This is a genomic window from Gilliamella sp. Nev6-6 (assembly GCF_001690605.1).
In the GTDB taxonomy this organism is placed as follows: Bacteria; Pseudomonadota; Gammaproteobacteria; order Enterobacterales; family Orbaceae; genus Gilliamella; species Gilliamella apicola_C.
This window is the reverse complement of record NZ_LZHP01000065.1, coordinates 18,680-43,785: the sequence shown is the minus strand read 5'-3', so window position 1 is coordinate 43,785 and position 25,106 is coordinate 18,680. Positions and strand designations below refer to the sequence as shown.

The window sequence follows — 25,106 nt, the reverse complement described above, 5'->3', positions numbered from 1 at the left end:
GATTTGGGTCTTCTTTTAATTGATCAAACTGAAATAGTTTATTGGTTTTCCAGTCTTTTATTTGTATTTGCGTTTGTTCTGGTATGTCTGTTAATTCATTTAGCATATAATCATGTCGTACATCTAATTTAATTCCTAACCAGTTGCTTAATAAATAAACAAGTTGTAATCCAGATATTTGTTTATTAATTTTTTGTTGAGGTTTGTTATCTGAATCAAAAAAGATAAAAGGAATTCGATAGCTATCTTTATATTCGGCATTGTGTTTTAAGTCATTATATTGGTCGGTATGAGCAAGCCCACAAAGCGAACAATAAAATAGCCTTGATTATAAGTTTTAACTTATTGATAGTTTGACTAATAAGATAAGCTATTTTCTTTGATGTTGCTCGCATAATGAATAGTCATTTCTGCACTAAGAGGTGTTTTAATGATTATTTTATTTTAAAAACCGTTAACTTATTCAAGTTGTCTTGAATTTTAATATTTTTAGCTAACTCAGCTGCTAGCGCTTTTAATAGGTATCAGCTTATTTAATGTTTAATTAAACTTTTGTTTTTTATAAATGATTAGTCATTCTTCGGTTACTTCCTTTGTTGGTTGTAGATTGTTAATTTGAATTTTATGTAATAAATTATCTTCGCAATTAAATGATATCGATTTCTAAATATTTTTTACAACTATCGCACAATAAATTTATATAAGCTTTTTTCATTAGGTTAAGGTATTCGACATTTCTTTTAAAAATATATTTGAATATGAGCTTAAGTTATCTTGGTTTTTCTCAAATGGATGCCTTTTTCCTAATTTAATTAACCAGCGACTAAATTGATTTAAATAGGCTTTATTATCAGCATTAACTTCAAATATTGCCGAATCACAATAAGATTCGACTAATAAATCTAGCAATTGTAAAAAATCCTCATCATTTTTTAATATTTCTTCAGTTTTTAGTAGTTGAAGAGAATTCATCAAATTTATTATTTCAGGTAACGTTAAAATAGTTGGACCATTTCTTATATTAGCCAATATTTCTTGAATCATTTTTATTTACCTAAAATTAACATGCAGAATTTATTAAAATATATAATAACTCATGCTTACTGTTTTAAATTCACATTTTCAGCGGTTGTGTAGAAACTTTTATCAGAAAACACGAGAAGGATGATAACAGGTAATCATTACCTATTTGCCCAAATAGGTGCTTAAATATGAAGTGATTACATTCTTTCGCATTTGAGCGCCCGCAGTGATCATTATATTATTGTGCTTATTCTTAATCCTTGAGCACTTAATCCCTAAGCGATAGCTAAAACTATGGGGCTAATTAAGGCTAATTGCCCAAAAAGATAGCTGATGCAAGGTGGCTCTGTAAGATTGACGTTGGTGGTGATCAAGCGCTTTAATGAGTAAAAAACCACAAAAGCGCTTCTATAAAAGCAAAAAACGAATTTATATTGAAACACGACCTACCTGAAAGTTTTTGATAAAATTCCTAATTGCAATTAATACAAATTCATTACTTTTTCTACATACTTAATAATGCATTATTTTTAATTAATCTTTCTTAAATACTAAGGCGTTATTTAGTAATTCTAGCACGAGGTTAAGCGTGTCTTGTAGAATTTGTTGATTCATGTTTTGCTTATTTTTGTATACCACACTAATATTGGCAAGCCCTTCAAGTATTACCATTAGTTTATTTGTTAAAGATGCCTTATTGGGATAATTTTCAAGCTTATAAAAAATAAGATTTCGAATAAATTCTTTATGCTCTACTACAATATCAGATATGCATGATGAATCTTCTGGTATTTCTTCCATTGCACGGATAAACAAGCAGCCGTTAAAATTTTCTTCGCAATACCACTTTTCATGCCATTCAAAAATCTTCATAATAGCTTCTGTTCCATTAAGGTTTAAGATAGCTTCGTTAAGTTTTGCTTTAAACCTCAAATCTCTTTGCTTTAATACTTCAAGTATCAATTTATCTTTACTGCCAAAATTATTGTATAAGGTTGTTTTAGAGCATCCTGATTTATCTCTTATCTCATCGACGCCAGCATTAGCAAAACCACTTCGATAAAACAGCGCTTCAGCCGTTTCCATTATTCGTTTGTATGTTTTTTTCAAAATAAATTACCTGAAATAAATTGCAAGGTGTACTGATCTGTACTACTATTGATATTGTACAGATCGGTACAGTTTTATTTAATCATTATTATAACCAAACAGGACAATAGCGAATGAAATTCTTTTTTTTCGATGGCGAAAAACTACCAAGTAGACCCAAATTACTCGACTTAACACAGGGGTTGTTAGGCGGCTTTTTGGCAATTTTAACATTAGTATATTTGACAATATACTCTGGTAGCTATTTTATAATGGCTCCGTTTGGCGCTTCTTGTGTAATTTTATTTGCAGTTTCTCAATCTCCTTTGGCGCAGCCTAGAAATGTGATCTTTGGGCATCTTATCTCAGCGTTTATTGGGTTGCTGTTTTTAAAGTTGCTTGGTGATTCAGTATTCGTTATCGCTTTCTCTGTGGGATGTGCTATTGCTGCTATGCAGTTTTTGCGATGCGTGCATCCACCAGCAGGCGCTAATCCGCTAGTTATATTGTTAACAGCAAATCAAATTAATTATGATTTTAGCTTTTTGCTGTTTCCCGTGTTATCAGGCTCTATCGCATTAGTTATCATTGCGTACATTGTCAATAATCTTATCGGAAAAAGCAAGTGGCCAATCTATTGGTTTGCGCTCTTTCGTAATAAAAAATTATAGATAAATTTCCAATAAAAACGCGACTAATATTATTTTTATTGGAAATAATATAATTGTTTTTTCTCAAACCTGCTTGCAAATGGATGCAAAGATTTACAGTTAATATTGCAGTTAATTTAACGGTTAAGATTCTAAAGGAAGGTAATACGATAGTCGTTGTTGCTTTAGTGTATTGAGTAATAATCTAAAGCAATTTCGAGTTGGTTTTATGTCATCATTAATGGTATTTTATCACCACAATCATTATTGTTTTTCATTGTTGTAATTTTAACTAATATTGCATAATAGAAATAAGTTATCACAATCAAAGCAATAATCTTATAAATTATTTAAATTTTAGAGTACAATAATAGTTACTTATCTTAATGATCATGTCTTATTTTGGTTTTTGCTCATAAAATAAATGTGAGTTGATTGTCAATTACACAAAAGTTACACCGATTTTTATATAAATTGTTACCTGTTCCAATTTGGAAGTTTTGTTCAATTCTGTATTTGGAATTATAGTTCAACATATTATGTTAGCTGGGAGAAAGGAAATGTATTTATTAGAAATGGCACCAAAATTTTTGTTAGCACTAGTTATTTTACTTATTTACGTCAAGTTATCAGGTAAAAGTCAAATTGCACCAATGTCACAGCTTGATCAGGTCGGTAGTATGGTTATTGGTGCGCTCGTTGGGGGAGCGTTGCTGAGCCCAACGGTATCACCATGGGAGGCAGCGGGGTTAGTTGCTATTTGGGCTGGCTTGCTTGTTTTGATCCGATTTATCAAATCTAAAAATTCACGTCTACGAGATGCTATAGATGGTGAGCCTATTCAATTAGTTAAAAATGGTCATTTAATCACAGATAATTTTGTTAAAGCTAATTTGCCAGTAAGAGATTTTGAAACCTTAGTTAATATACAAGGCATAGCTTCGTTTGATGAGTTAAAAGAAGTTTGGTACGAGTTAAACGGTTCTTTAACCATTATCAAACAAGGTGATAAAGATATTGCCCTGCTTATTATTGAAAATGGCGGTATTAGTCATGATAATCTTGAGCAACTCAAAAAAGATGAAGATTGGGTTAAACGTGAAATTTCAAGGCAAGGATATGAAAAAATAGAAGATATTTTTTGTGCTGAGTGGTTTGATAATAAGTTAATTATTTATCCTTATGATGCAGTTCGTGAAGGTAAAAAATAAACATTACTTGTATTTTAGGGTGGCGCAATCCACCCTTTCTTGCTGATTTATTTTGGCTTTTGTTGTGATTAGCGCAGTTGACTATCTTTACTGCCTCGGCGATTATATAAACTTGATGCTTTAGCAATTCGCTTGTCGATTTCTTGTTGGCAAGTCAAACAATATTGTACGCCAGGTAATGCTATTTTTCTGGCTTCAGCGATAGGGTCACCACACTCAATGCAAAAGTGAGCGCTAATTGTACCGTAATTGAGTTGTCGCCTTGCGTTTTCTATAGCATCGGCAATAGTACCTTCGATTTGTTGGTTAACAGCATCGTCAGATGCCCATCCACTTGCCATAAAAGTAGCCTCCTATAACTGAAATAGTAGGGTAATGATATGGTGTTTTTTTTGGGCTGTTTCAAGTAATTTAGGGCGTTAATCATCCAAAAATTATGTTATTGACTACAGCGGTGCACGTATTTAATTTAACACTATCAAAATGTGGAGGTTTTTATGCAACAATATGAACAAGCAACATTTGCTGGCGGTTGTTTTTGGTGTATGGTAAAACCCTTTGATAAGTATGAGGGCGTGATCAATGTTGTATCGGGTTATACAGGTGGGCATGTAATTAATCCGACCTATCAACAAGTCTGTTCAGGCACAACAGGGCATACTGAAGCCGTGCAAATTACGTTTGATCCGAAAGTCATCAGCTATAAAAAATTGCTAGAAATTTTTTGGCAACAAATTGATCCTACTGACTCACAAGGTCAATTTGCTGATAGGGGAAATTCTTATCGTCCAGCTATTTTTTATCATAACGAATTTCAACACAAATTAGCATTAGCATCGAAACAAGCTTTACAAGAAAGTGGATGCTTTGATAAACCAATTAAGGTAGCCATTGAACCTGCGACTACTTTCTATTTAGCTGAAGATGAACACCAAAATTATTACATTAAACACCCACAACATTATAATCGATATTACCAATTATCAGGGCGATCAAAGTTTTTAGCACAGCATTGGCAAAAATAAATAAAGGGCAATTGAATTATGCAAAACTATCCACAATATAGCAGTAAACAAAAATGGATTCATTGGTTAACTTTTACCTTGATTTTGCTCGCGTTTTTAGTGGTTATGTTTAAGGCGGTATTGTCAAACTATTTGGGGGGTATGCCGGTTATTTACTTATTACATAAATCTTTGGGTGCATTGATTTTTGTATTAACGTTGTGGCGCTTTGTGTTAATAAAGCACGTAGGCGTACCAGATGTCTTACCCAAAGATCATAAATTACAGCGGGTCTTGTCAAAATCAACGCAAGGGTTTATCTACATTTTATTGATTATTGTGCCGCTCTCTGGTTACTTGATGAGTCGTCATCCACTGAATTTTTTTGGTATCGTCTCTATACCTGTTGTTGATTTGCCAAATCAGGCTTATCAAATATTTCATAGCGTTCATCAAGCCAGTTCATATTTACTTGGTATTTTACTTATCATACATATAGCTGGTGCTTTATATCATTATTTTGTAATTAAAGATAAAGTATTGCAATCGATGTTAAACTGATGTTAACCGACATTAATTAAAACAAGTAACTTTAAACTACAAGAAGGTGATTTATGAATAAAACCATGAAAGAAAAAGCGCTATCCATATTAACACCTATGCAATATTATGTTACCCAACAAAATGGTACAGAGCCACCGTTTGATAATGAATTTAATGCCAATCATCGTGAAGGATTATATGTCGATATAGTATCTGGTGAACCATTATTTACCTCGTTAGATAAATTTGATTCAGGGTGTGGCTGGCCTAGTTTTGCTAAGCCAATAAATAAGAGTAGTATTATTGAAAAAAAAGATACCAGTTTTGCTATGCGTCGCACCGAAGTGCGATCAGCGAATGCCGACTCTCATCTTGGACATGTTTTTACTGATGGTCCAAAAGAGCTAGGTGGGTTACGCTACTGTATTAATTCGGCTGCTTTACGATTTATACCTAAAGATGAATTAGAATATGCTGGTTATGGGCAGTACATAAAGCTATTTGATAAATAATAAATAACAGTCGATAAAATAGAACTTATAAAATAAAAATCCTATCATCTAACAAGATGATAGGGTTGATAAAATCTTAGCAAGCTTAGTTGTTTCGTTTAAATAAAATATAACTAATTAACAAAAATACAACACTGGTTATCAACGATCCAACGATGGGATAAATTCCAATAACAATACTCACTTGCGCAAATAAATTATCAGCAATATAAAATAAGAAACCGAAGCTAATACCAATTACTATACGAATGCCCATCGATACGCTACGTAATGGACCAAAAATAAATGACAAAGCGAGCAACATCATCACAGCAACAGAAACGGGTTTGATAATCTTTTTCCAAAATAGCAAATCATAATACTTGGTATCTTGTCCTGAGCTTTTAAGAAATTGCGAATATTGATAAAGTCCAGAAGCTGACAATGAGTCAGGATCAAATGCTACAATACTTAATTTATCTGGGGTAATGTTTGTTTTCCAAGGGATGGATACCATATTGACTCCTACCACTTTGTTGAGCGCTGTTAGATCATTTTTTTCTACTTGTGATAAAGTCCAACTGTCATTTTCATATACTCCATAAGCAGCATGGGTAATGGATAGCAACTTATTTTGATCAACGGAATAAATATAAACATTAGATATTGAATTATCGTTATTCACCTGCCCAATAAACACATAATCATTACCGTCTTTAGCCCAAATGCTGCCTTGCTGTGCCATTAAGGTATTACCATAAAGCTTTTCAGAGCGCATATTGCGTGCAGTCTGTTCGCTAATAGGAGCAATCCATTCTCCAACTGCCATTGTAATTAATACGAGCGGTAATGCTGTTTTCATAACCGCAAGGGCAATTTTGAAACGACTAAAGCCTGACGTTTCCATCACAATTAGTTCACTGCGTGATGCCAATAAGCCTAAACCAATTAAAGCCCCCAATAATGCTGCCATAGGAAAGAAAACTTCTAAGTCTTTTGGCGCCATTAAAAAGGTATAAACACCAACAGAAAACGCATCATAATCAACTTTTATTTTTCGAAGTTGATCTATAAAACGGATAATACCGGACAGACTAATCAGCAAAAAAAGGCTAACACCAATGGTACTTAAAATAGTTTTACCAATATAACGATCTAAAATCGAAAACACACTTTTCTCCTTAAGATGCCGAATATTTCAAGCGAAGTTTACGCATAAATAGATTATCCCAACAATTTAAAATGAGTGCCAATACAAAATATCCTAAATTCAGCGTATAAAACCACAATTCAGGATCTAATCTACCTTTCCCTGCGTTAGCCTTAATTGAACTCGCTGACAAAAAGTAAACCAAATAAAGCAGTAGCGCTGGAAAAACTTGAGCTAAGCGTCCTTGGCGTGGGTTAGATACGCTCAGCGGAATAACTAAAAATGCCATCAAAGGCACCGAAATAATCAATGTTATTCGCCAATAAAATTCTGCATTGGCTTTAGGGGTATTAAGGTTTGTAAGTTTAGACAATCCCAACTGTTGAACATTGGTTTTATCGACCTCTTCAGTAATATTGAGTTCTTTGGGTTTAATGATACCTAAATAATTATGAAAGTTTGAGATCCGAAAATCTTTTAATTGCGCTGTGCCTTCATAACGGTTGGCATTTTCAAGCTTAATGATTTGATTGCCTTCATCATCATGACCTGTTTTACCTTTATTGGCAAGAATGATAGATGGTCGTTGATTGGCTTTGGGATTGATTTGTGCAATAAATACGTTTTCTAGGTTATTATCATCAACATTACCAATATAAATCACTGAATTACCATCTGGCGTTTGTTGAAATTGCCCCGCTAATAACCCCGCTAAACTCGGATTTATTTTCGCATTTGCAAGTAGCTGATCTTGTTTAATGTTAGACCAAGGGCCAAACCAAAGTGCATTCATCGCTGTCAATATGCAGGTTAGAATACAGAGGAAAAGCACCACTTGATAAGTTAAGTTCTTTTTAATGCCACAAGCATACATAGCGACCATTTCACTGTCAGAATAAAGTCGTCCAAAGACCACAAGTACGCCTAAAAAAAGACTTAGCGGTAAAATAAGATCGGCCATATTTGACACCCCTAAAACTAATAATGGCATAATTAATTCTCGGGGGATCGAACCATCAATAGCGCTTGACAAAATTCTGATTAATTTTTGAGAAAAGAAAATAAGCAATAAAATAAATAAAATTGCTCCTTGGGTTTTCAATGTCTCTTTAACTAAATATCGACGAATTATCACAACTTACCTATACATGTTGGCATAAAATCTGACTATTATAATCTGATTTGAGCTCTTTTAGTTATCTTTTTGTTGCTATCCAATAACGAAGCGATAGAATATTCATTATCTTTATCAATTCATAAACGAGAAACACCATGGAATTTCAAATAAAAAACAGTGCTATTATCACCAAGCAAAAAACAGAGTGTTTAGTTATTTCAATAGCTTCAGGAAAAAATCAGTCCGATTTTGTTAAAGATATTGACAACTCAACCAATGGTTTAGTTAGCCAACTCATTAAATCGGGTGACATCAGCAGTGAATTGGGGAGAACTACGTTACTCTATGCCAACAGCAACAATTTAAAACAAAAACTGTTATTTGTCGGTTGTGATAAAGCCAAAAATTTTGATTTGTCACAAGCCAAAAAGGTGATTCAAGCAGTAATAAAAGAAGTCCTTGCCAAAAAAATCAAAAATATTGCATGGGATTTGTTAACAATTAATGAAGCCAATAATGCAAAAATCGCTAAACAATTACCGCAAATTGTTAGCGATATTACTTATCAATTTGATGAATTTAAAACGACTAAAACGCCTGTACCTAGTTTAACTAATGTGACATTATTCACTCACAACGAAAATGAGTTACCACAGTTAGCTAGTAATTTGTTACAAGGTCAAATTATTGCTGATGCGATAGCGACAACAAAAAACATTGCCAATATGCCATCAAACGTTTGTAACGCAAAATACTTAGCCGATCAAGGTAAACAGCTAGGCAAATTACACTCGTCATTAAAGGTCACTTGCCTTGGCGAAGATGAGTTGGCAAAATTAAACATGAATGCTTATTTAGCCGTCGGACGTGGTTCAGAAAATGAATCAATTATGACCATTATTGAATATGCAGGAGCAAAAGACAAACAAGCTAAACCGTATGTATTAGTCGGTAAAGGGCTTACTTTTGATTCTGGTGGCATATCTATCAAACCATCGGCAGGTATGGATGAAATGAAATATGATATGTGTGGTGCAGCGACGGTATATGGCGTTATGCAAGCTGTAGCCGAATTAAAATTACCAATTAATGTCATAGGTATTATGGCAGGTTGCGAAAATATGCCAGATGGCAACAGTTATCGGCCTGGTGATATATTAACGACAATGTCTGGTACCACTGTTGAAGTAATTAACACCGATGCTGAAGGTCGTTTAGTGTTATGTGATGTTTTAACTTATGTTGAACGTTATAATCCAAAAGCAGTTATTGATATTGCTACCTTAACGGGAGCTTGTATTGTTGCATTGGGGCATCACTATACAGGCGTAATGGGCAATAATGATCAATTGATAACACAACTTGTTTCCGCTTCTCAAAAAGCAGGTGACAAAGCATGGGCACTACCGATTGATAATGACTTCCAAGAACAAATTAAATCTACATGTGCCGATATTGTAAATGCAGGTGGTCGAGATGGGGGCACCATTACTGCTGCGTGCTTTTTATCACGCTTTACCGAAAAATATAAATGGGCGCATTTAGATATTGCCGGTACAGCATGGAGCTCAGGTGCAAAAAAAGGTGCAACAGGACGCCCTGTTGCGATGTTGATTCAATATTTACTAGACCAATAAATTGAGCGTTGATCTAATGAAAAAAGTCATCTTCTACTTACTTGAAAACCAAACACAATCCGACGAATCGGGCATATTGTTTTTTGAGAAGTTAGCATGTCAAAAAATTGTTGAAGCATGGCACGCGAATCAGCGTGTGCAAGTTGCTTGTCAAGATCAGGCTCAGGCCGAACGAATCGATGAATACCTTTGGCAACTCGAAACGGATAATTTTGTTCCTCATAATTTGGCTGGAGAAGGGATGAAAGGCGGATCGCCGGTTGAAATTAGTTGGCCGCAAAAACGTAGTAGCGCTAGTCGTCAGTTGCTGATTAATTTACAAGAGCAGTTTCCCGAATTTGCTAGTGTCTATCGTGATATTATCGATTTTGTGCCAACTGATGAGCGACTAAAGTCGCTCGCAAGGGTTAGGTATAAGCTATATAAAGAGGCTGGTTTTAATCTTAAAACGATTCCGATAATTTGTGCCTAAAAAAGTATCTTATCAATTTATTTTTGTTTTTTTTGTGCTTAATAAAAACTTCAATAAAATAAATAGCTTTTCTGACTGTTTTTTGATGGCGATTTACAAGATACCGAACAATCGACAATCGTTTTAAACTTGTTTTATCAATTCATTAAAATTAATCACCATAACGAATTTAAATCGTTTATAAAAAAGTTTTTTGCAAACCTCATCTGGTTTTTCTTTTGTTAAGCAAGATGACATGTTCTATCTTTTAGTGTCACGCCCATTTCAATACTTAATAATAACTACCAGCAACTGGTACAATGTTATATCGCTAGTTAACCTAAAAATAGATAAAACTCATCATTAATCTAAACGTCTCTTATGTCATAAAAGCAGGTATTATGCAAAGTTAGCATCGTTAACTGTTATTGATGCTATTTGTTTGAGGCCGAAAATATACTAGCAATTGAAAAAAATTCGCAAATTGAATAAAAATATTAGACGAAATGATTTTTACCGAAAATAATGACCACCGAAGTAAATAGTACTTGAAAATGAAAAAGAGCACGTCGTGCAACCATTTTTATTATTGCCCATTTAAAGACTATTTTGCCAGTTTGTGGTATGATTAGCGCCAAATTCAATGGCAATAATGCGTTATGGTGATTATGAGTTATCAAGTTCTGGCTCGCAAATGGCGACCAAAATCATTTTCCGAAGTTGTTGGGCAGCAACATGTCCTTAAAATTCTGTCTAATGCGCTTTCACTTGGACGCGTTCATCACGCTTATTTGTTTTCTGGTACTCGTGGTGTAGGTAAAACGTCAATTGCCCGTTTATTGGCTAAGGGTTTGAACTGCGAAACGGGTATAACAGCGGCCCCTTGTGGTGTATGTGATAATTGTCGTGATATTGAGCTAGGTCGATTTGTTGACCTTCTAGAAATTGATGCCGCATCACGTACTAAAGTTGAAGATACACGGGAAATACTTGATAATATCCAATATTTGCCAACAAAAGGTCGATTTAAAGTTTATTTGATTGACGAAGTGCATATGTTGTCGCGCAGTAGTTTTAATGCGCTACTAAAAACCTTAGAAGAGCCTCCTGAGCATGTTAAGTTTTTATTAGCGACCACCGATCCGCAAAAATTACCCATTACGATATTATCGCGCTGTTTGCATTTACATTTAAATGTGCTTGATACGGCTTTAATTAGCCAACAACTTGAGCATATTTTACAATTAGAACAAATCAGTAGTGATCCCAAAGCGATTGGCTTATTAGCAAAAGCTGCTAACGGCAGTATGCGTGATGCTTTGAGTTTGACTGATCAAGCCATTGCTCTTGGCAATGGTATCATTGATGCAAAATCAGTGGCAATAATGCTTGGCACACTTGATAAATCGATTCCATTTGCTCTTGTTGAGGCAATGCATAATGGTAATGGCAATGCCTTAATGCAACAGATTGAAGCGGCAGCTATGCAAGGTGCAAATTGGGATCATTTATTAGCTGAAACAATTACACTGTTGCACCAAATTGCTTTATTGCAAGTAGTACCAACGGCACTTGGTGATTATACTGATAATGAAGAGCGCATCCGTTTTTTAGCACAATCTATGGCGCCAAATGATGTACAACTTTTTTATCAAATTCTATTGATGGGGCGTAAAGAACTAAGTTTTGCACCTGATAAAAAAATTGGCGTGGAAATGAGCTTTTTACGTGCTTTAGCTTTTATACCAAAGTCGGTTGATGCTGTTACACCATCAGTAATGCTACGGTCTGCTAGCAATACGCAGCAACCAGAGTCAATCCAAGCAAAACCTAAGACTAATCAACAATCGCAAACACAACAACCTAAAAATAATGTTGAGCAGGTTACATCTCAACAACGTTCGTCACATGCAGTAACAAGTTCGAGTTTACCACCAAAGTTACAAACCGAAGAACCAAAAAAGAACGATTCAATGGCAGATGTTGTTCCTTTAAAAGCGGAACCAACTGCTGATGTAAAAACGAAAACGGTTGATTTAGCGATTCCTGATGATGCTCCGTCGATGACTAAAAGCATTTTAGAAATGCGTATGCAGCTAATCAAAGAGGAACAAAATTCAAAAAAGTCTGAATCGGTTGATGTAAATCAACCTAAAAAACGAGTAGTTAATGAGCCACTGACGCGAATTAAACAGAATATTCAGCAACCAGTAAATGAGGTTAGCGCAGATCCCCATAATACGGATCACGATGATAGTAAAGAAGAAATCACTGCTGAAAATTATCAATGGCAAGCTAGTGGTTTAATTGCTATGAAGGAAGAATTGGTTATTGATACTAAGGCCTTTCGTGAATCGCTTAACGGCGACAAAACCCCCGAAATGACCCAAAAACTGATTACAGAAATGGCGCAAAAAAATGCTTGGTGTGCCGAAATTGAGCAATTGAATTTGCCACCGTTGCTTAAACAAATTGTGGTTAATGCCGTTTTTCAACAAGTGGATGATAATACTATTGTGTTACGTGTGCGCTCGGCAGTTAAGCATTTAATTAATTCGGCAAATAACGTAGCTAAAGTGCAAAAGGCGCTTTGTGAACAACGTAAGCAAGAACTTGATGTAAAAATCATTATTGATGACAATCAAGATGATAAAACACCATTGGAAATGCGCGAAGCATTGTATCAACAAAAATTAGCACAAGCTAAAATAATCATTGCTGAAGATCCCAAAGTGGCAACAATTTGCCGATATTTTGACGCTAAGATTGATGAGACAAGTGTTCGTCCTGTATAATACAGCGATATTTTTTTAACGAGGAATAATTATGTTTTCAGGTGGAAAAGGTGGCTTGGGCAATTTAATGAAACAAGCCCAACAAATGCAAGCAAAAATGCAACAAGCGCAAGAAGAGATCGCCAAATTGGAAGTTACTGGCGAGTCTGGTGCCGGCTTAGTCAAAGTTACGATTAATGGTGCACACAGTTGTAAGCGTGTTGAAATTGATCCATCACTTATGGCTGATGATGATAAAGAAATGTTAGAAGATCTTATTGCTGCTGCTTATAATGATGCAGCGCGTCGTTTAGATACAGCACAGAAAGAACGTATGGCGCAAGTTACTGGCGGCATGCAATTACCGCCAGGTTTTAAAATGCCATTCTAAGATAACGCATTAATTTTGCGATTTATGTTGCCGACATAGTCAACAAATGTCGGCAATATTATTTTATTGCCTGTCTATTTATACAGTTTTTCTTTATTATTTTTTTGCTATCGGGTAAACTACGCTTAATTATTTGCTGATTTATTACGCTTTATTATTAAGGATATATTGTGATTGGTCGTTTACGAGGCACTATTATTGAAAAACAACCCCCAAAAGTACTGATTGAAGTTGGCGGTGTCGGTTATGATGTATTTATGCCGATGACCTGTTTTTATGAATTACCCGAAAATGGGCAAGAAGTTATTGTGTTAACCCATTTTGTAGTTCGTGAAGATGCTCAAGTATTGTATGGCTTTAATCAAGATCAAGAGCGTGAGCTATTTCGTGAGCTAATAAAAGTCAATGGAGTAGGACCTAAATTAGCGTTAGCCATTTTATCAGGTATGTCCGCAGGGCAATTTATTAGCGCTGTTGAGCAAGGTGAAATTAAAACCTTAGTAAAACTACCCGGTGTAGGTAACAAAACAGCTGAACGGTTAATTGTGGAAATGAAAGATCGCATTAAACGGTTTGGAGAACAATCATCAAGCGCTAGCACCGCTATTGAAACAAATAGTGTTCAAAAATCGGCTAATCAAATTGAAAGCGAGGCGGTTTCAGCTCTAATTGCACTTGGTTATAAACCGCAAGAAGCCAGTCGTATCATTAATAAAGTCATTAACCCAGATATGGATTGTGAAACACTGATTCGTGAAGCCTTAAAATCGGCATTGTAAATAGGGATTTATTATGATTGAAGCGGATCGTTTGATCGCCCCACAAGTACAAAAAGAAGAAGAATCGTTAGATCGTGCTATTCGCCCCAAATATTTGGACGAATACATTGGCCAACCACAAGTGCGCGAACAAATGAAGATTTTTATTCAAGCAGCTAAACAACGTAGTGATGCGCTCGATCATGTGCTTATATTTGGTCCGCCTGGGCTTGGTAAAACCACGTTAGCTAACATTGTAGCGAACGAAATGAATGTTAATTTACGTACTACATCTGGTCCTGTTTTAGAAAAAGCGGGCGATTTAGCCGCTATGCTAACCAATTTAGAGCCTAACGATGTATTGTTTATTGATGAAATTCATCGCCTATCACCTGTAGTTGAAGAAATTTTATACCCAGCGATGGAAGATTACCAACTAGATATTATGATTGGCGAAGGGCCTGCGGCACGTTCGATCAAAATTGATCTTCCTCCCTTTACATTAATTGGTGCAACAACGCGAGCTGGTTCGTTGACTTCGCCACTGAGAGATCGCTTTGGTATTGTACAACGTCTTGAATTTTATCGTGTTGAGGATTTGGAATATATTGTTAGTCGCAGTGCCAAATTTTTAGGCATGGATCTGTCAGATGAAGGGGCTTATTTGATTGCCAAACGTTCACGTGGTACTCCTCGAATTGCTAATCGCCTTTTGCGTCGTGTGCGCGATTATGCTGATGTAAAGTCCAAAGGTGTTATCGATAAAAAAATCGCTACCCAAGCACTGGATATGCTTGATGTTGATAACGAAGGTTTTGATTATATGGATCGCAAATTATTGCTTACTATTATCGAAAAATTTATGGGTGGGCCTGTTGGCTTAGATAATATTGCGGCGGCAATTGGCGAAGAGCGCGAAACGATCGAAGACGTGCTTGAACCGTTTTTAATCCAACAAGGTTATATCCAAAGAACCCCTCGTGGCAGAATTGCAACGCCACATGCGTACCGCCATTTTGGCATTATTCAGGATAATTAGCCCAGTGTGTCAATAAATGTATATTAGCAAAAAGCGCAATGATTTGATGATTTGCGCTTTTTATTACGGATATTTTATTGCGATTTCAGCTTAACCAAGTTCTTTTTCGGTAAAAATACCACTAAATAAGTCAGTACTTAAATAGCGTTCGCCAGAAGAAGGCAAAATGACAACAATGGTTTTATTTGCATTTTCAGGTAATTTAGCTAAACGATCGGCTGCAAAAACCGCAGCACCAGACGATATGCCTGCTAAAATGCCTTCTTTTTCCATTAATATACGAGCGGTATCAATAGCATCTTCGTTAGAAACTTTTTCGACCAAATCGATTAAACTTAAATCTAGATTTTCAGGAATAAAACCAGCCCCAATACCCTGAATTTTATGCGGTCCTGGCTTGATTGATTCACCTGCTAGCGCCTGAGTAATTACGGGTGAATTAGTTGGCTCAACGGCGACTGCAGTAATATTTTTACCTTGCGTTTTTTTGATATAACGTGTTACACCAGTGAACGTACCACCAGTTCCAATACCAGCAACAAACACATCGATTTGACCATCGGTATCATTCCAAATTTCAGGACCAGTGGTTTTTTCGTGAATTTCAGGGTTAGCTGGGTTACTAAATTGTTGAAGCATGATATTTTTTTGTGGATTACTGGCAACAATTTCTTCGGCTTTATCAATGGCACCTTTCATACCTTTTGATGCTTCAGTCAATACTAAGTTGGCACCTAAAGCTTTTAACAGCTTTCTGCGTTCAATACTCATGCTTTCAGGCATAGTTAATGTTAGCTTATAACCACGAGCTGCAGCGACAGCCGCAAGTGCAATACCCGTATTACCGCTGGTCGGCTCAATTAATTCAACATCTGAAGTTAATAAACCACGCTTTTCCGCATCCCAAATCATATTCGATGCAATACGACACTTCACGCTAAAACTTGGATTACGTGATTCGACTTTAGCTAAAATATTACCATGACCAAAGTGTTTTAAACGAACAAGTGGGGTATGACCAATAGTTTGTGAATTATCATCAAATATTTTGCTCATTATCATTTCCTTATTTAGTCACAGTTAGATAGGCGACAGCCATCTATCTGGTTACTTAATCATATTCGCTATTATAAATCTATCTTAAAAAGATGGTACTAATTAATTAGTATAATGATATTCATTTAAGCTATAAGCAGGAAAATGGCTTTTTATCAAAAAGCTAAAAGCATATTTTGGTGCGAATAAAGGTTTAATAAAAATTCGATGCTAAAATAAAATTTTAATAAAATCAATAGGTTTTCTGAATGATTTTTATGTGTAAAATGAACTGATTTTTATACTTATTTCTGTTAGCTAACTCACATTATTTTTCAGCCAATTCATCTTCTATTTAAATTAGAAAACATAAGACAATTAATTTATGATGCATTTAAAGGTAATAATTATGCAGAACTCAGCCAAAAATATAATATGACAGAACGAGGTATTAGAAAAGTAATCGACCGAGTTCATAAACGAATGATAAAAGAAAAACAACCAGCCTTATTTGATTTCAATGACGCCTAATCAATTTTTAGGACAAAATTTTTTAGGCAATTTTTTATTTCATATTTTGTAACACTTTTTCAAAAAACAATTTCAATATTTCCCTGTTTATTTTGCTATATCCCATTTATCTCATCATTCTGTTATTATTTATCATGTTCTGTTTCAGATTATAATGAAAAAGAGGTTTATAAGTTAAATCAACAAATTTTAATGGCTCAGATAGAAAATTATCAAGCTCAAAAAGAGATGGCGGAAAATCTATTGCCAATTTATGAAGAGCAACATCGGGCGTTGGATTTGTTGTATAAAAAAAAAGATGACGAGTAAAGATAGTTTACTTGAGGTTAAGAAAAAATATTTAGAAGCAAAATTTACTGTGAGTGCAGCAGAAGCAAAAATGAAAGAAATGCAAGCAAGTTATTCTCAAATTGATACACAAATGAATTCTCATATTGCCGATAAAATTAAAGAAATTGAGCAAGAAAAAATACAAAAACTGAATCAAAATCATATATTATCCGTACAGCAAAAACAGCTAGAAGCGCTTATTGCACAATATGAGTTAAAAGCACCAATTGCAGGGATTGTGGAAGCATTAGCTTATCGAGATGCTGGTGCTGCGGTTGAAGCTCCTCAAGAGCTATTGAAAATTGTTCCTGAAAATGAAAAGCTGATTGCAGAAGTTTTGGTAAAAAACCAATTGGTTACTGTAAAAATTGATACATTTGATTTTACGCGTTATGGTTGGATTGAAGGTACATTGTTAAACATTTCTTCCGATGCTATTGAAGATAAAGACTTAGGGCTTGTGTATAAGGCTGTTATTGAATTAAACAAAAACCACTTAATTATTGATGACCAACCTGTTAATTTAGAGCCTGGAATGTCTATTTCTGCGGAAATAATAACAGGGCAAAGGACAGTATTAAGTTATTTATTAAGCCCAATGATGGAGGCTTTGGATGATGTTGGTAAGCAACGCTAGTACATTAATCCAATGAATTAATGCGCGATTAATATGTAGGAAAACACGAGATTGTTCCAATTTATAGCTAAAATGATCTTATAAGAAGTGCCCGACGTAAATCAAACAGTAAATATTATTAAACCAAAATTAGAGCTTTTTGAATTAGAAAAACAACTTGAATATGTGTTACTGTAACTATCCCCTAAAATAGTACAGCAAAAAAGTAGAAAATTCTCTATGATAAAAGTAAAAGAGGATTTAATTATGAAAAAAATGACTGAACGATCAAATCGTCGCTATTTTAAAAGAAGCTGAAGCAGGTATTCCTGTCAAGGAACTCTGTCGTAAATATGGCATGGGTAATTCAACTTTCTATAAATGGCGGGGAAAATATGGCGGTATGGAAACGTCGGATATCAAACGCTTAAAGGAGCTTGAGGCTGAAAATCGTAAGCTTAAACAGATATTTGCTGAGCTAAGTTTAAAATCCCAGCTTCAGAAAGAAATCATAAAAAAGCTTTAGTGCCCACAAAGGCGCGTAAAACATGGGCACAGCAACTACAGCAAAATCATTCGGTTACTATTGCAATGAGTTGTGCCATTGTTGGTTTAAGCCGTTGTGCTTACTATTATCAACCTAAGTTGTAGGATGATTCGGTGATTGTTTCGGTGTTGAATGCTATTACAGATAGGCATTTATGCTGGGGCTTTCCTAAATGTTTTAATCGTATCAGAAAGCTCGGCTATCAATGGAAACATAAACGGGTATATCGGGTGTATTGTGAATTAAAGCTTAATCTCAGGGTAAAGCGTAAAAAACGCATTCCTCCACGATGCCCAGAAAGGTTATTAGTCCCCAATAAACAAGGTGAATGTTGGTCAATGGATTTTATGAGTGACAGTAGTCGTAATCAACGTCGCTTTAGGACATTCAATGTCATTGATGACTTTAATCGTGAGGCGTTAGGTATTGATATTGCAGTAAGCTTACCCGCAGGAAGGATTACCCATTACTTAGATAAACTGGCCGAATATCATGGGTATCCATTAAAAATACGGGTCGATAATGGGCCAGAATTTACAGGAAAAACCTTTACCAACTGGGCTAAATTACATGGTATAACCATTGATTATATCCAGCCCGGTAACCCTTATCGAAATGGCTATATTGAACGATTTAATCGTACCTATCGTACTGAAGTACTCGATTTATATCTTTTTAACAACTTAGCGCAAGCAAGGAGAATAACTGAAGAATGGTTAACGGTTTATAACACCGAAAGACCGCATGAGGCATTAAATAACATGACACCGATTGAGTATAAAACACTAAAACAAGCTGCATGATTTTCTACGTGAGTTGTGTACTAAGTTTGGGGTATTTACAGGTACTTTGCCTTCTTTTTAATGCATCCTCTCTACCTATATAGATATAGAGTTTTTCAATTTTAATTTTTTTCCACTCTAAAGCATATTCGCTAAACAGGGGCGTTGTATTTTTATCTTCTTGCGGTGCTATTTTATTCTTTTTTATTGTTAATTGAAGCCTTGGATCAATGCCTTTAACCACATATTCACGCGTCTCCTCCTTAAGCTTTCTGGCATCAGACAGGTTTATTTCAGGATATCGACTAAACGACATGAGTTGTTGCTTGTTATACCAGTAAAACCTAAAGTCCTTGAGTTTAGCTCCAGTAGGCTTAATTTTTATCATTAGTTCCAAGCTATCATTTAGTGTATAGGCTTTATCCTTCGCTTTTGCTGCTTTAATTTTTAGTATCAGATAATTTAGACATATATATCCTCTTCTATCGTTAAAAAATTGAATTTTGCTTTTAAGTTAGCCAAGGCGAAAACAATTGAAGAAAAAATACAGTAATAAATTGATTTCATTAACAAAGAAAAGAGAATTGACGGTTACTTATTTTAAATTTAAGAGTTACTTATACTTAAATCTCTTGGAACTCATAAGATTTTATAGGAACATATAAGAATGAAAATAAACATAACTCAATAATTTTAAAACAGTTTTAGAAACTTATAGGAATGTATTAGACTATGAGATGGAGCGGGAAACGAGGCTTGAACTCGCGACCCCGACCTTGGCAAGGTCGTGCTCTACCAACTGAGCTATTCCCGCATAAGTAAAGGTTGGTGCCCGGGGCGAGACTTGAACTCGCACGGCCAAAAAGGCCGAGGGATTTTAAATCCCTTGTGTCTACCGATTTCACCACCCGGGCTCAAAACTGACTTACAAAAAGTAATTCGCTTTGAATGCAGTGCATTTTACCTATCTTATGATTTCAGTCAATAGAAATTTTAAATTAATTGTTTAATTGCTCAATGTTTAGCTAATTAATGATTAAAATAGGGGTGTCAGTTAATTGATAAGGCGATAAGTAATTTTGTTTATACGTTTTGATTGAACAAAATTACTTATATAAAAAAGTGTTTGCTCAGAAATATAGAGAGTTGGTTATTCTTCTTCTAATAAATCACTGTGCGCTATCCATAAATATTGTAACATTGATAATAGCGTTAAAACTGTCGCAATAAATAATGCAACGAGACCAGCATAAATGACCATATCACAAGGACGCCATAGTAACCACGTTAACGCGGTCATTTGGGTAATTGTTTTTATTTTACCAATTGACGAAACGGCCACGCTTTTACGTTTACCAATTTCAGCCATCCATTCTCGTAGGGCAGATATGATAATTTCGCGTGAAACAATAATAATTGCTGGAATAGAGATCCACCATGCTTGATAATATTGTGTAATTAAAACTAAAGCAATTGTCACCATAATTTTATCAGCAACAGGATCTAAAAAAGCACCAAATTTAGTTGTTTGTCCTAAGCGACGGGCAAGATAGCCGTCTAAAACATCGGTTACGGCCGCAATTAAAAAAATCAATGCAGAAAAAAAACCAGCCCATTGATGAGGAAACCAATAAAATGCCATCACAAAAAAAGGAATTAAAATGACTCTAAATAGTGTTAAGGCTGTTGGAAAATTAATTTTCATGTGATAGAAGCTCTTTTTTATTTTATTAATCAATGCATTAGTAATTAGCGAAAAATAGTCTTTTATTGGTGATTATGTTGCCTGAAAAATGTTAATTTTTCAATGTGTTATTGCTTTAAATTTAGATAAATTTTTTCAGCTAATGATTTAGATATTCCTTGCACTTGCGCTATTTCATCAATGCTGGCATTTTTTAGTTCTCTTAACCCACCAAAGTGTTTAAGTAATGCTTGCCTTCTTTTGGCTCCAACTCCTTCAATATGTTCCAAAGCACTATCGGTAAGTTGTTTGATGCCTTTTTTTCGTTGGCCGACAATGGCATGATCGTGTGATGCATTTCTGATCTGTTGAATGAGTAATAGAGCAGGGGAATGATCATCCAGATAGCGCCCAGTGCCATGAGCCTCAAAGAAAAGAGTTTCTAATCCTTCTTTACGCTCAGCGCCTTTTGCTACCCCAATTAAAATAGGATGATTTTTATTCCAATTAACATTCAATTGGTCAAATACTTGCAACGCTTGGTTAAGTTGTCCTTTACCGCCATCAATAAAAATGATGTCGGGGATTTTTTCGTCAGGAAGCTCTTTTTTGTTGTAACGGCGTGTTAATACTTGTTCCATTGCTGCATAATCATCACCTGGCGTGATACCTGTAATATTATAGCGTCGAAATTCGGCTTTAACTGGTCCTTTATCGTCAAAAACAACACAAGATGCAATGGTGTTTTTGCCCATAAAATGGCTAATATCAAAGCATTCCATGCGGTTAATTTTATCAATCCCTAAAAAAGCTTTTAATGCATCGTAACGTTGTTTTATGGTTGAGTTTGCTAATAGCTTATTTTTTACTTCAGTTTGAGCATTTACCGTTGCAATGTTGAGTAATTTTAGATTATCACCTTTAGGTTCATCAACCAATTTAACTTGGTGTTCAGCAATAAGTGACAGTGTCTCTTCTATAGGTTTTTTGTCAGATAAAGAATAATTCAACAAAATTTTCTTAGGAATGTTGCGGTTTTGATTACCTTGCAAATAAAATTGCCCTATAAATGTTTCAATAACTTCTTCTAATTCCGTATTGGATGGTACTTTAGGGAAGTAAGATCGATGACCAAAGGTTTGCCCGTTGCGAATAAATAAAACATATATACACGCTAAACCTAATTCATAATGAAAGCCAATCACATCAAGATTATCATTATTGTTATAAATTGCTTGTTTTTCATTGATATGTTTTATTGCTTGTAGTTGATCGCGTAGTGTTGCCGCTTTTTCAAAATTAAGTTCATTGCTGGCTTTTTGCATATCTTCAGTGATTTTTTGTAAGATTTGTTCTGATTGCCCAGACAGAAATAACCTTACATAGTTAACTTGCTGTTGGTAATCTTCATCACTCACTAAACCAGGTACGCAAGGCCCTAAACAACGCTTAATTTGATATTGTAGACAAGGACGGGTGCGATTGCGATATGTCGAATTCAGGCATTGTCTTATTGGAAATGTTTTTTGTAACAAGGCTAATATTTGTTTAACAGCATAGCCACTGGGATAAGGACCAAAGAACTCATCTTTTTTCCGATTTACAGCTCCTCGGTAAAGCGATAGTTGAGGATGTTGTTCTTTACTTAATTTTATAAATGGGTAGCTTTTATCGTCTTTTAAAAGCACATTGTATCGTGGCTGATACTTTTTTATATAAGTTTGTTCAAGTAGTAAAGCTTCGGTTTCGGTATTAGTAATTGTGAATTCAACATGGCGGATATGACTAACTAGCATATCTGTCTTTAAGGTTTTTTTGCTATTGTTAAAATAGCTTTTTAGACGGTTATTAAGATCTTTTGCCTTTCCCACATAAATAATCGTCTGTTTATCATTAAACATTTGATAAATACCCGGTTTATGTGGGACAGTTTTTAAAAAAGATGCTGAATCAAATGAGTTCATATTAGTTTTCAAATGTGAGGGCTTTTTTCTCTATTATCCTCATAATGGTGCTAAGCAAACCATTTATCAAGAGGTAAACTAGCCCAGCAGCAATAAAAATAGTGAAATCGTAGTAATCCGCATTCAAATCATTACTATAACCCATCACATCCATCACAGGAATCATTGCGGCTAATGCAGTACCTTTTACGACAAACACGACTTCATTTGAATAAGTGGAAAGTGCACGTTTTAAAGCATAAGGAAAAACAACTTTTAACGTTTGTATTTTATCCATACCAAGTGCTTTACAAGCTTGCCATTGTCCTTTAGGTAAGGCTTTTAACGAGCCATAAAAAATTTGCGTTGTATAGGCAGCGCTGTTAAGTGTTAATGCCAAATAGGCACAAAACCAAGGTGATGAGATGGTATTATAAAGTAATGGTACTTTGATTAAAATATCTTTAAACTGTGATGGTCCATAATAAATAAGTAATAGCTGTACAAGTAAAGGTGTACCGGTAAATATAATAATATATGTGCGTATTACTTTATTTAGTATAAAGTGATTTAGTGATAATAAACATGATAAGCAAGTAGCAATAACTCCTGCAGATAAAATACCTAAAATGCTTAAACTTAATGTTTCAGGAAGACCTTGGCAGATTATTTTTAGGTAATGAATAAAATTATCAAACATAATGCGACCTTACTAATTTTTCGCTGAGGTAGGTTGTTCAAAATAGGTTGAGCGTTTTTCAATGCGCGATATAATTTTTTGACTAAAAATTGAGATAATTAGATAAATAATCATAGCCACGATATACCATAAAAAAGGTTGATTGGTTCGTGCAACAATGGTTTTGGTTTGCATCATTAAATCATTAATGGCAATTGCTGAAACTAATGCCGTATCTTTTAATAATATTAACCATTGATTACTTAGGCCCGGTAAAGCATGGCGCCACATTTGTGGCATAATAATGCGAAAGAATGTGCGAGATTTGCTTAGTCCTAAAACTTGCGCGGCCTGCCGTTGTCCATTAGAAATTGCTTTAAATGCACCACGTAAAGTTTGAGAGGCATAAACAGCATAGAGAAGAGAAAGTGCGGCAACACCACATAAAAAAGGGCTAACATTAAAATCTTCAATGTTTAGCTGTATTGTTAAAGAGGTAAAATACAGATCAATGGTGAAGCCATCATTTAATAATATCAATAATAAAGGTAAACCGTTATAAATGGCTATCACAATTAATAATTCGGGTAATGCTCGAATAGTTAAGTTAAATAAAGACATGGTCCATGCAATGGGTTTGAATGGAACGGATTCTAATATTGAGAAAATAAAAGCAAATATAATCCCAACAATTAATGATACAAAGGCTAATGATAATGTGGTAGAAGTAGCTTCAATAAGCGGCAAAATATAACCATCCATTGAAGACAAAACCCATTTCATTTCATTTGCAAAAAAATCAAACATAAAAAAACCAAGATTAAATTAAAAAATAAATTCGCCGCAAGTGAATGCGGCGAGGTCATTATTATAAAATATATATTTAAATATAAAGTTTATTTGTTAAACCATTTTTTATAGATAGCATCTAGTTCACCGTTAGCTTTCAGTTTATCTATTGCTTGATCAAATTGGTTAAGTAGCTTCTCGTTACCTTTACGTATCGCAATTCCTAGCCCTTCACCAAAAAAGTCGTGGTCAATAATTTTATCACTTAAAGGAACGATATCTGCATCTTTACCTAACCATTCACCAGCAACAATTGAACTTGAAACGATTGCATCAATTCGCTTAGCTTTTAAATCTAAAATAGCGTACTGATAGCTGTCATAACTTACCTGTTTGACATCTGGGTACTTTTCATTTAGGTATTTTGGATAAGTTGTGCCTTTTTGGATCCCAACACGTTTACCCTTTAATTGTTCAAGATCCGTTAGTGTATCTTTTAATGTAATAAACTGAATTGAGCTGTCATCATAATAAATTTTTGTAAAATCAACTTGTTTTTGTCGTTCTGGCGTAATGTCAATACCCGCTATAGCAGCATCAATTCGACGTGTTTTTAAGCTAGGAATCAGGCCATCAAATGATTGATTAACCACTTTACAAGATGCTTTTATTTCATCACAAATTTTATTTATGACATCAATATCGAAGCCAATAATTTCATTTTTTTCATTAGTAAATTCAAAAGGCGCATAAGTTGCTTCAGTGCCAATGGTTAAAGTGTCTACAGCTTGAGCTAAAAATGTTGTTCCTGCAAGACAAATGGCTAGTAACGTTTTTTTCAT

28 protein-coding genes and 2 tRNA genes are annotated in these 25,106 nt (G+C 34.8%); 16 read left to right on the top strand and 14 right to left on the bottom strand.

From position 1 onward, the window contains the following. Positions 1 to 714: 714 nt before the first annotated feature. Positions 715 to 1,044, bottom strand: coding sequence for a hypothetical protein (locus A9G42_RS07790; protein ID WP_065653118.1), 330 nt, complete (start codon positions 1,042 to 1,044; stop codon positions 715 to 717). Between the two features lie 513 nt (positions 1,045 to 1,557). Beyond that, positions 1,558 to 2,109: a TetR/AcrR family transcriptional regulator gene (locus A9G42_RS07785; protein WP_082212038.1), complete on the bottom strand. Its 552-nt coding sequence runs from the start codon at positions 2,107 to 2,109 to the stop codon at positions 1,558 to 1,560. A 137-nt stretch (positions 2,110 to 2,246) separates the two neighbouring features. Here A9G42_RS07785 and A9G42_RS07780 point away from each other — a divergent pair, with 137 nt between their 5' ends. Together A9G42_RS07780 and A9G42_RS07775 are read left to right on the top strand one after the other, a co-directional pair. Then, a complete protein-coding gene (locus A9G42_RS07780) occupies positions 2,247 to 2,783 on the top strand; it encodes an HPP family protein (protein WP_065653116.1) in 537 nt (178 codons plus the stop codon). A 539-nt stretch (positions 2,784 to 3,322) separates the two neighbouring features. Next, positions 3,323 to 3,973 (top strand): DUF421 domain-containing protein, encoded by a 651-nt coding sequence (locus A9G42_RS07775; RefSeq protein WP_065567590.1) that lies wholly within the window; start codon positions 3,323 to 3,325, stop codon positions 3,971 to 3,973. 68 nt (positions 3,974 to 4,041) lie between these two features. Here A9G42_RS07775 and A9G42_RS07770 read toward each other — a convergent pair whose 3' ends face one another. Continuing rightward, positions 4,042 to 4,314, bottom strand: coding sequence for a DksA/TraR family C4-type zinc finger protein (locus A9G42_RS07770; protein WP_065580567.1), 273 nt, complete (start codon positions 4,312 to 4,314; stop codon positions 4,042 to 4,044). Between the two features lie 156 nt (positions 4,315 to 4,470). Between A9G42_RS07770 and msrA the strand changes: the two genes are divergently transcribed. The 3 genes from msrA to msrB are packed head-to-tail and all read left to right on the top strand — an operon-like array spanning position 4,471 to position 6,032. Beyond that, complete coding sequence (gene msrA, locus A9G42_RS07765) at positions 4,471 to 4,998, top strand: peptide-methionine (S)-S-oxide reductase MsrA (RefSeq protein ID WP_065653115.1); 528 nt, start codon at positions 4,471 to 4,473, stop codon at positions 4,996 to 4,998. 18 nt (positions 4,999 to 5,016) lie between these two features. Next, positions 5,017 to 5,538 carry a cytochrome b gene (locus A9G42_RS07760; RefSeq protein WP_065653114.1) on the top strand — a complete coding sequence of 174 codons (522 nt, stop codon included), beginning with the start codon at positions 5,017 to 5,019 and terminating at the stop codon, positions 5,536 to 5,538. A gap of 53 nt (positions 5,539 to 5,591) precedes the next feature. Continuing rightward, positions 5,592 to 6,032, top strand: coding sequence for a peptide-methionine (R)-S-oxide reductase MsrB (gene msrB / locus A9G42_RS07755; RefSeq protein ID WP_065582773.1), 441 nt, complete (start codon positions 5,592 to 5,594; stop codon positions 6,030 to 6,032). A gap of 85 nt (positions 6,033 to 6,117) precedes the next feature. Here msrB and lptG read toward each other — a convergent pair whose 3' ends face one another. Beyond that, on the bottom strand, positions 6,118 to 7,182 hold the full coding sequence (gene lptG / locus A9G42_RS07750) for an LPS export ABC transporter permease LptG (protein ID WP_065582774.1): 1,065 nt from the start codon (positions 7,180 to 7,182) through the stop codon (positions 6,118 to 6,120). Positions 7,183 to 7,192: 10 nt separating this feature from the next. After that, complete coding sequence (gene lptF / locus A9G42_RS07745; protein ID WP_065582775.1) at positions 7,193 to 8,296, bottom strand: LPS export ABC transporter permease LptF; 1,104 nt, start codon at positions 8,294 to 8,296, stop codon at positions 7,193 to 7,195. A 137-nt stretch (positions 8,297 to 8,433) separates the two neighbouring features. Between lptF and A9G42_RS07740 the strand changes: the two genes are divergently transcribed. From A9G42_RS07740 to ruvB, 6 genes are all read left to right on the top strand, one after another. Further along, positions 8,434 to 9,915 carry a leucyl aminopeptidase gene (locus tag A9G42_RS07740; protein ID WP_065653113.1) on the top strand — a complete coding sequence of 494 codons (1,482 nt, stop codon included), beginning with the start codon at positions 8,434 to 8,436 and terminating at the stop codon, positions 9,913 to 9,915. Between the two features lie 16 nt (positions 9,916 to 9,931). Then, positions 9,932 to 10,387, top strand: a complete 456-nt coding sequence (locus A9G42_RS07735; RefSeq protein WP_065653112.1) for a DNA polymerase III subunit chi — start codon at positions 9,932 to 9,934, stop codon at positions 10,385 to 10,387. Positions 10,388 to 11,034: 647 nt separating this feature from the next. Beyond that, positions 11,035 to 13,161, top strand: coding sequence for a DNA polymerase III subunit gamma/tau (gene dnaX, locus A9G42_RS07730; RefSeq protein ID WP_065653127.1), 2,127 nt, complete (start codon positions 11,035 to 11,037; stop codon positions 13,159 to 13,161). 31 nt (positions 13,162 to 13,192) lie between these two features. Beyond that, positions 13,193 to 13,531 (top strand): YbaB/EbfC family nucleoid-associated protein, encoded by a 339-nt coding sequence (locus A9G42_RS07725; protein WP_065567582.1) that lies wholly within the window; start codon positions 13,193 to 13,195, stop codon positions 13,529 to 13,531. 170 nt (positions 13,532 to 13,701) lie between these two features. Then, complete coding sequence (gene ruvA / locus A9G42_RS07720; RefSeq protein ID WP_065588656.1) at positions 13,702 to 14,310, top strand: Holliday junction branch migration protein RuvA; 609 nt, start codon at positions 13,702 to 13,704, stop codon at positions 14,308 to 14,310. 13 nt (positions 14,311 to 14,323) lie between these two features. Next, positions 14,324 to 15,328: a Holliday junction branch migration DNA helicase RuvB gene (gene ruvB, locus A9G42_RS07715; protein ID WP_065567580.1), complete on the top strand. Its 1,005-nt coding sequence runs from the start codon at positions 14,324 to 14,326 to the stop codon at positions 15,326 to 15,328. Positions 15,329 to 15,418: 90 nt separating this feature from the next. On the opposite strand, the gene cysK is transcribed toward ruvB, so the two are convergent. Beyond that, positions 15,419 to 16,384, bottom strand: coding sequence for a cysteine synthase A (cysK, locus tag A9G42_RS07710; protein WP_065580557.1), 966 nt, complete (start codon positions 16,382 to 16,384; stop codon positions 15,419 to 15,421). A gap of 306 nt (positions 16,385 to 16,690) precedes the next feature. On the opposite strand from cysK, the gene A9G42_RS14805 reads away from it, so the two are divergent. The 5 genes from A9G42_RS14805 (at position 16,691) to A9G42_RS14790 (ending at position 19,190) form a co-directional block, all read left to right on the top strand. Next, positions 16,691 to 16,894, top strand: a complete 204-nt coding sequence (locus tag A9G42_RS14805) for a Mor transcription activator family protein (RefSeq protein WP_082212036.1) — start codon at positions 16,691 to 16,693, stop codon at positions 16,892 to 16,894. 298 nt (positions 16,895 to 17,192) lie between these two features. Further along, positions 17,193 to 17,861, top strand: coding sequence for an HlyD family efflux transporter periplasmic adaptor subunit (locus A9G42_RS07705; RefSeq protein WP_065653111.1), 669 nt, complete (start codon positions 17,193 to 17,195; stop codon positions 17,859 to 17,861). Between the two features lie 259 nt (positions 17,862 to 18,120). After that, a complete protein-coding gene (locus A9G42_RS14800) occupies positions 18,121 to 18,366 on the top strand; it encodes a transposase (protein ID WP_065653110.1) in 246 nt (81 codons plus the stop codon). Beyond that, a complete protein-coding gene (locus A9G42_RS14795) occupies positions 18,366 to 18,491 on the top strand; it encodes a hypothetical protein (RefSeq protein ID WP_257006351.1) in 126 nt (41 codons plus the stop codon). The genes A9G42_RS14800 and A9G42_RS14795 overlap by 1 nt, the downstream gene beginning before the upstream one ends. A gap of 9 nt (positions 18,492 to 18,500) precedes the next feature. Next, on the top strand, positions 18,501 to 19,190 hold the full coding sequence (locus tag A9G42_RS14790; protein WP_442903198.1) for an IS3 family transposase: 690 nt from the start codon (positions 18,501 to 18,503) through the stop codon (positions 19,188 to 19,190). 4 nt (positions 19,191 to 19,194) lie between these two features. Here the strand turns inward: A9G42_RS14790 and A9G42_RS07690 are convergent, their stop codons facing one another. The 8 genes from A9G42_RS07690 to A9G42_RS07655 form a co-directional block, all read right to left on the bottom strand. Continuing rightward, on the bottom strand, positions 19,195 to 19,614 hold the full coding sequence (locus tag A9G42_RS07690) for an integrase arm-type DNA-binding domain-containing protein (protein ID WP_257006395.1): 420 nt from the start codon (positions 19,612 to 19,614) through the stop codon (positions 19,195 to 19,197). 293 nt (positions 19,615 to 19,907) lie between these two features. Further along, positions 19,908 to 19,983 (bottom strand) — tRNA-Gly (locus A9G42_RS07685). 12 nt (positions 19,984 to 19,995) lie between these two features. Then, a tRNA-Leu gene (locus A9G42_RS07680) sits at positions 19,996 to 20,083 on the bottom strand. Positions 20,084 to 20,319: 236 nt separating this feature from the next. Next, the gene (gene pgsA / locus A9G42_RS07675; RefSeq protein ID WP_065653108.1) at positions 20,320 to 20,874 is read right to left on the bottom strand and encodes a CDP-diacylglycerol--glycerol-3-phosphate 3-phosphatidyltransferase; all 555 of its coding nucleotides are present in this window, start codon (positions 20,872 to 20,874) and stop codon (positions 20,320 to 20,322) included. 107 nt (positions 20,875 to 20,981) lie between these two features. Beyond that, positions 20,982 to 22,817 (bottom strand): excinuclease ABC subunit UvrC, encoded by a 1,836-nt coding sequence (uvrC, locus tag A9G42_RS07670; protein ID WP_065580783.1) that lies wholly within the window; start codon positions 22,815 to 22,817, stop codon positions 20,982 to 20,984. 1 nt (position 22,818) lies between these two features. Further along, positions 22,819 to 23,496: an arginine ABC transporter permease ArtM gene (artM, locus tag A9G42_RS07665; RefSeq protein ID WP_065567551.1), complete on the bottom strand. Its 678-nt coding sequence runs from the start codon at positions 23,494 to 23,496 to the stop codon at positions 22,819 to 22,821. A 12-nt stretch (positions 23,497 to 23,508) separates the two neighbouring features. Continuing rightward, positions 23,509 to 24,237, bottom strand: coding sequence for an arginine ABC transporter permease ArtQ (artQ, locus tag A9G42_RS07660; protein WP_065580789.1), 729 nt, complete (start codon positions 24,235 to 24,237; stop codon positions 23,509 to 23,511). 134 nt (positions 24,238 to 24,371) lie between these two features. Continuing rightward, positions 24,372 to 25,106, bottom strand: a complete 735-nt coding sequence (locus A9G42_RS07655) for a transporter substrate-binding domain-containing protein (RefSeq protein WP_065567552.1) — start codon at positions 25,104 to 25,106, stop codon at positions 24,372 to 24,374.

What these genes read in the sequence shown, in the direction of transcription:
- A9G42_RS07790 (WP_065653118.1), bottom strand. Translation starts at nt 1,044, where the DNA reads ATGATTCAAGAAATATTGGCTAATATAAGAAATGGTCCAACTATTTTA.
- A9G42_RS07785 (WP_082212038.1), bottom strand. Translation starts at nt 2,109, where the DNA reads ATGGAAACGGCTGAAGCGCTGTTTTATCGAAGTGGTTTTGCTAATGCT.
- A9G42_RS07780 (WP_065653116.1), top strand. Translation starts at nt 2,247, where the DNA reads ATGAAATTCTTTTTTTTCGATGGCGAAAAACTACCAAGTAGACCCAAA.
- A9G42_RS07775 (WP_065567590.1), top strand. Translation starts at nt 3,323, where the DNA reads ATGTATTTATTAGAAATGGCACCAAAATTTTTGTTAGCACTAGTTATT.
- A9G42_RS07770 (WP_065580567.1), bottom strand. Translation starts at nt 4,314, where the DNA reads ATGGCAAGTGGATGGGCATCTGACGATGCTGTTAACCAACAAATCGAA.
- msrA (WP_065653115.1), top strand. Translation starts at nt 4,471, where the DNA reads ATGCAACAATATGAACAAGCAACATTTGCTGGCGGTTGTTTTTGGTGT.
- A9G42_RS07760 (WP_065653114.1), top strand. Translation starts at nt 5,017, where the DNA reads ATGCAAAACTATCCACAATATAGCAGTAAACAAAAATGGATTCATTGG.
- msrB (WP_065582773.1), top strand. Translation starts at nt 5,592, where the DNA reads ATGAATAAAACCATGAAAGAAAAAGCGCTATCCATATTAACACCTATG.
- A9G42_RS07740 (WP_065653113.1), top strand. Translation starts at nt 8,434, where the DNA reads ATGGAATTTCAAATAAAAAACAGTGCTATTATCACCAAGCAAAAAACA.
- A9G42_RS07735 (WP_065653112.1), top strand. Translation starts at nt 9,932, where the DNA reads ATGAAAAAAGTCATCTTCTACTTACTTGAAAACCAAACACAATCCGAC.
- dnaX (WP_065653127.1), top strand. Translation starts at nt 11,035, where the DNA reads ATGAGTTATCAAGTTCTGGCTCGCAAATGGCGACCAAAATCATTTTCC.
- A9G42_RS07725 (WP_065567582.1), top strand. Translation starts at nt 13,193, where the DNA reads ATGTTTTCAGGTGGAAAAGGTGGCTTGGGCAATTTAATGAAACAAGCC.
- ruvB (WP_065567580.1), top strand. Translation starts at nt 14,324, where the DNA reads ATGATTGAAGCGGATCGTTTGATCGCCCCACAAGTACAAAAAGAAGAA.
- cysK (WP_065580557.1), bottom strand. Translation starts at nt 16,384, where the DNA reads ATGAGCAAAATATTTGATGATAATTCACAAACTATTGGTCATACCCCA.
- A9G42_RS07705 (WP_065653111.1), top strand. Translation starts at nt 17,193, where the DNA reads ATGACGAGTAAAGATAGTTTACTTGAGGTTAAGAAAAAATATTTAGAA.
- pgsA (WP_065653108.1), bottom strand. Translation starts at nt 20,874, where the DNA reads ATGAAAATTAATTTTCCAACAGCCTTAACACTATTTAGAGTCATTTTA.
- uvrC (WP_065580783.1), bottom strand. Translation starts at nt 22,817, where the DNA reads ATGAACTCATTTGATTCAGCATCTTTTTTAAAAACTGTCCCACATAAA.
- artM (WP_065567551.1), bottom strand. Translation starts at nt 23,496, where the DNA reads ATGTTTGATAATTTTATTCATTACCTAAAAATAATCTGCCAAGGTCTT.
- artQ (WP_065580789.1), bottom strand. Translation starts at nt 24,237, where the DNA reads ATGGATGGTTATATTTTGCCGCTTATTGAAGCTACTTCTACCACATTA.
- A9G42_RS07655 (WP_065567552.1), bottom strand. Translation starts at nt 25,106, where the DNA reads ATGAAAAAAACGTTACTAGCCATTTGTCTTGCAGGAACAACATTTTTA.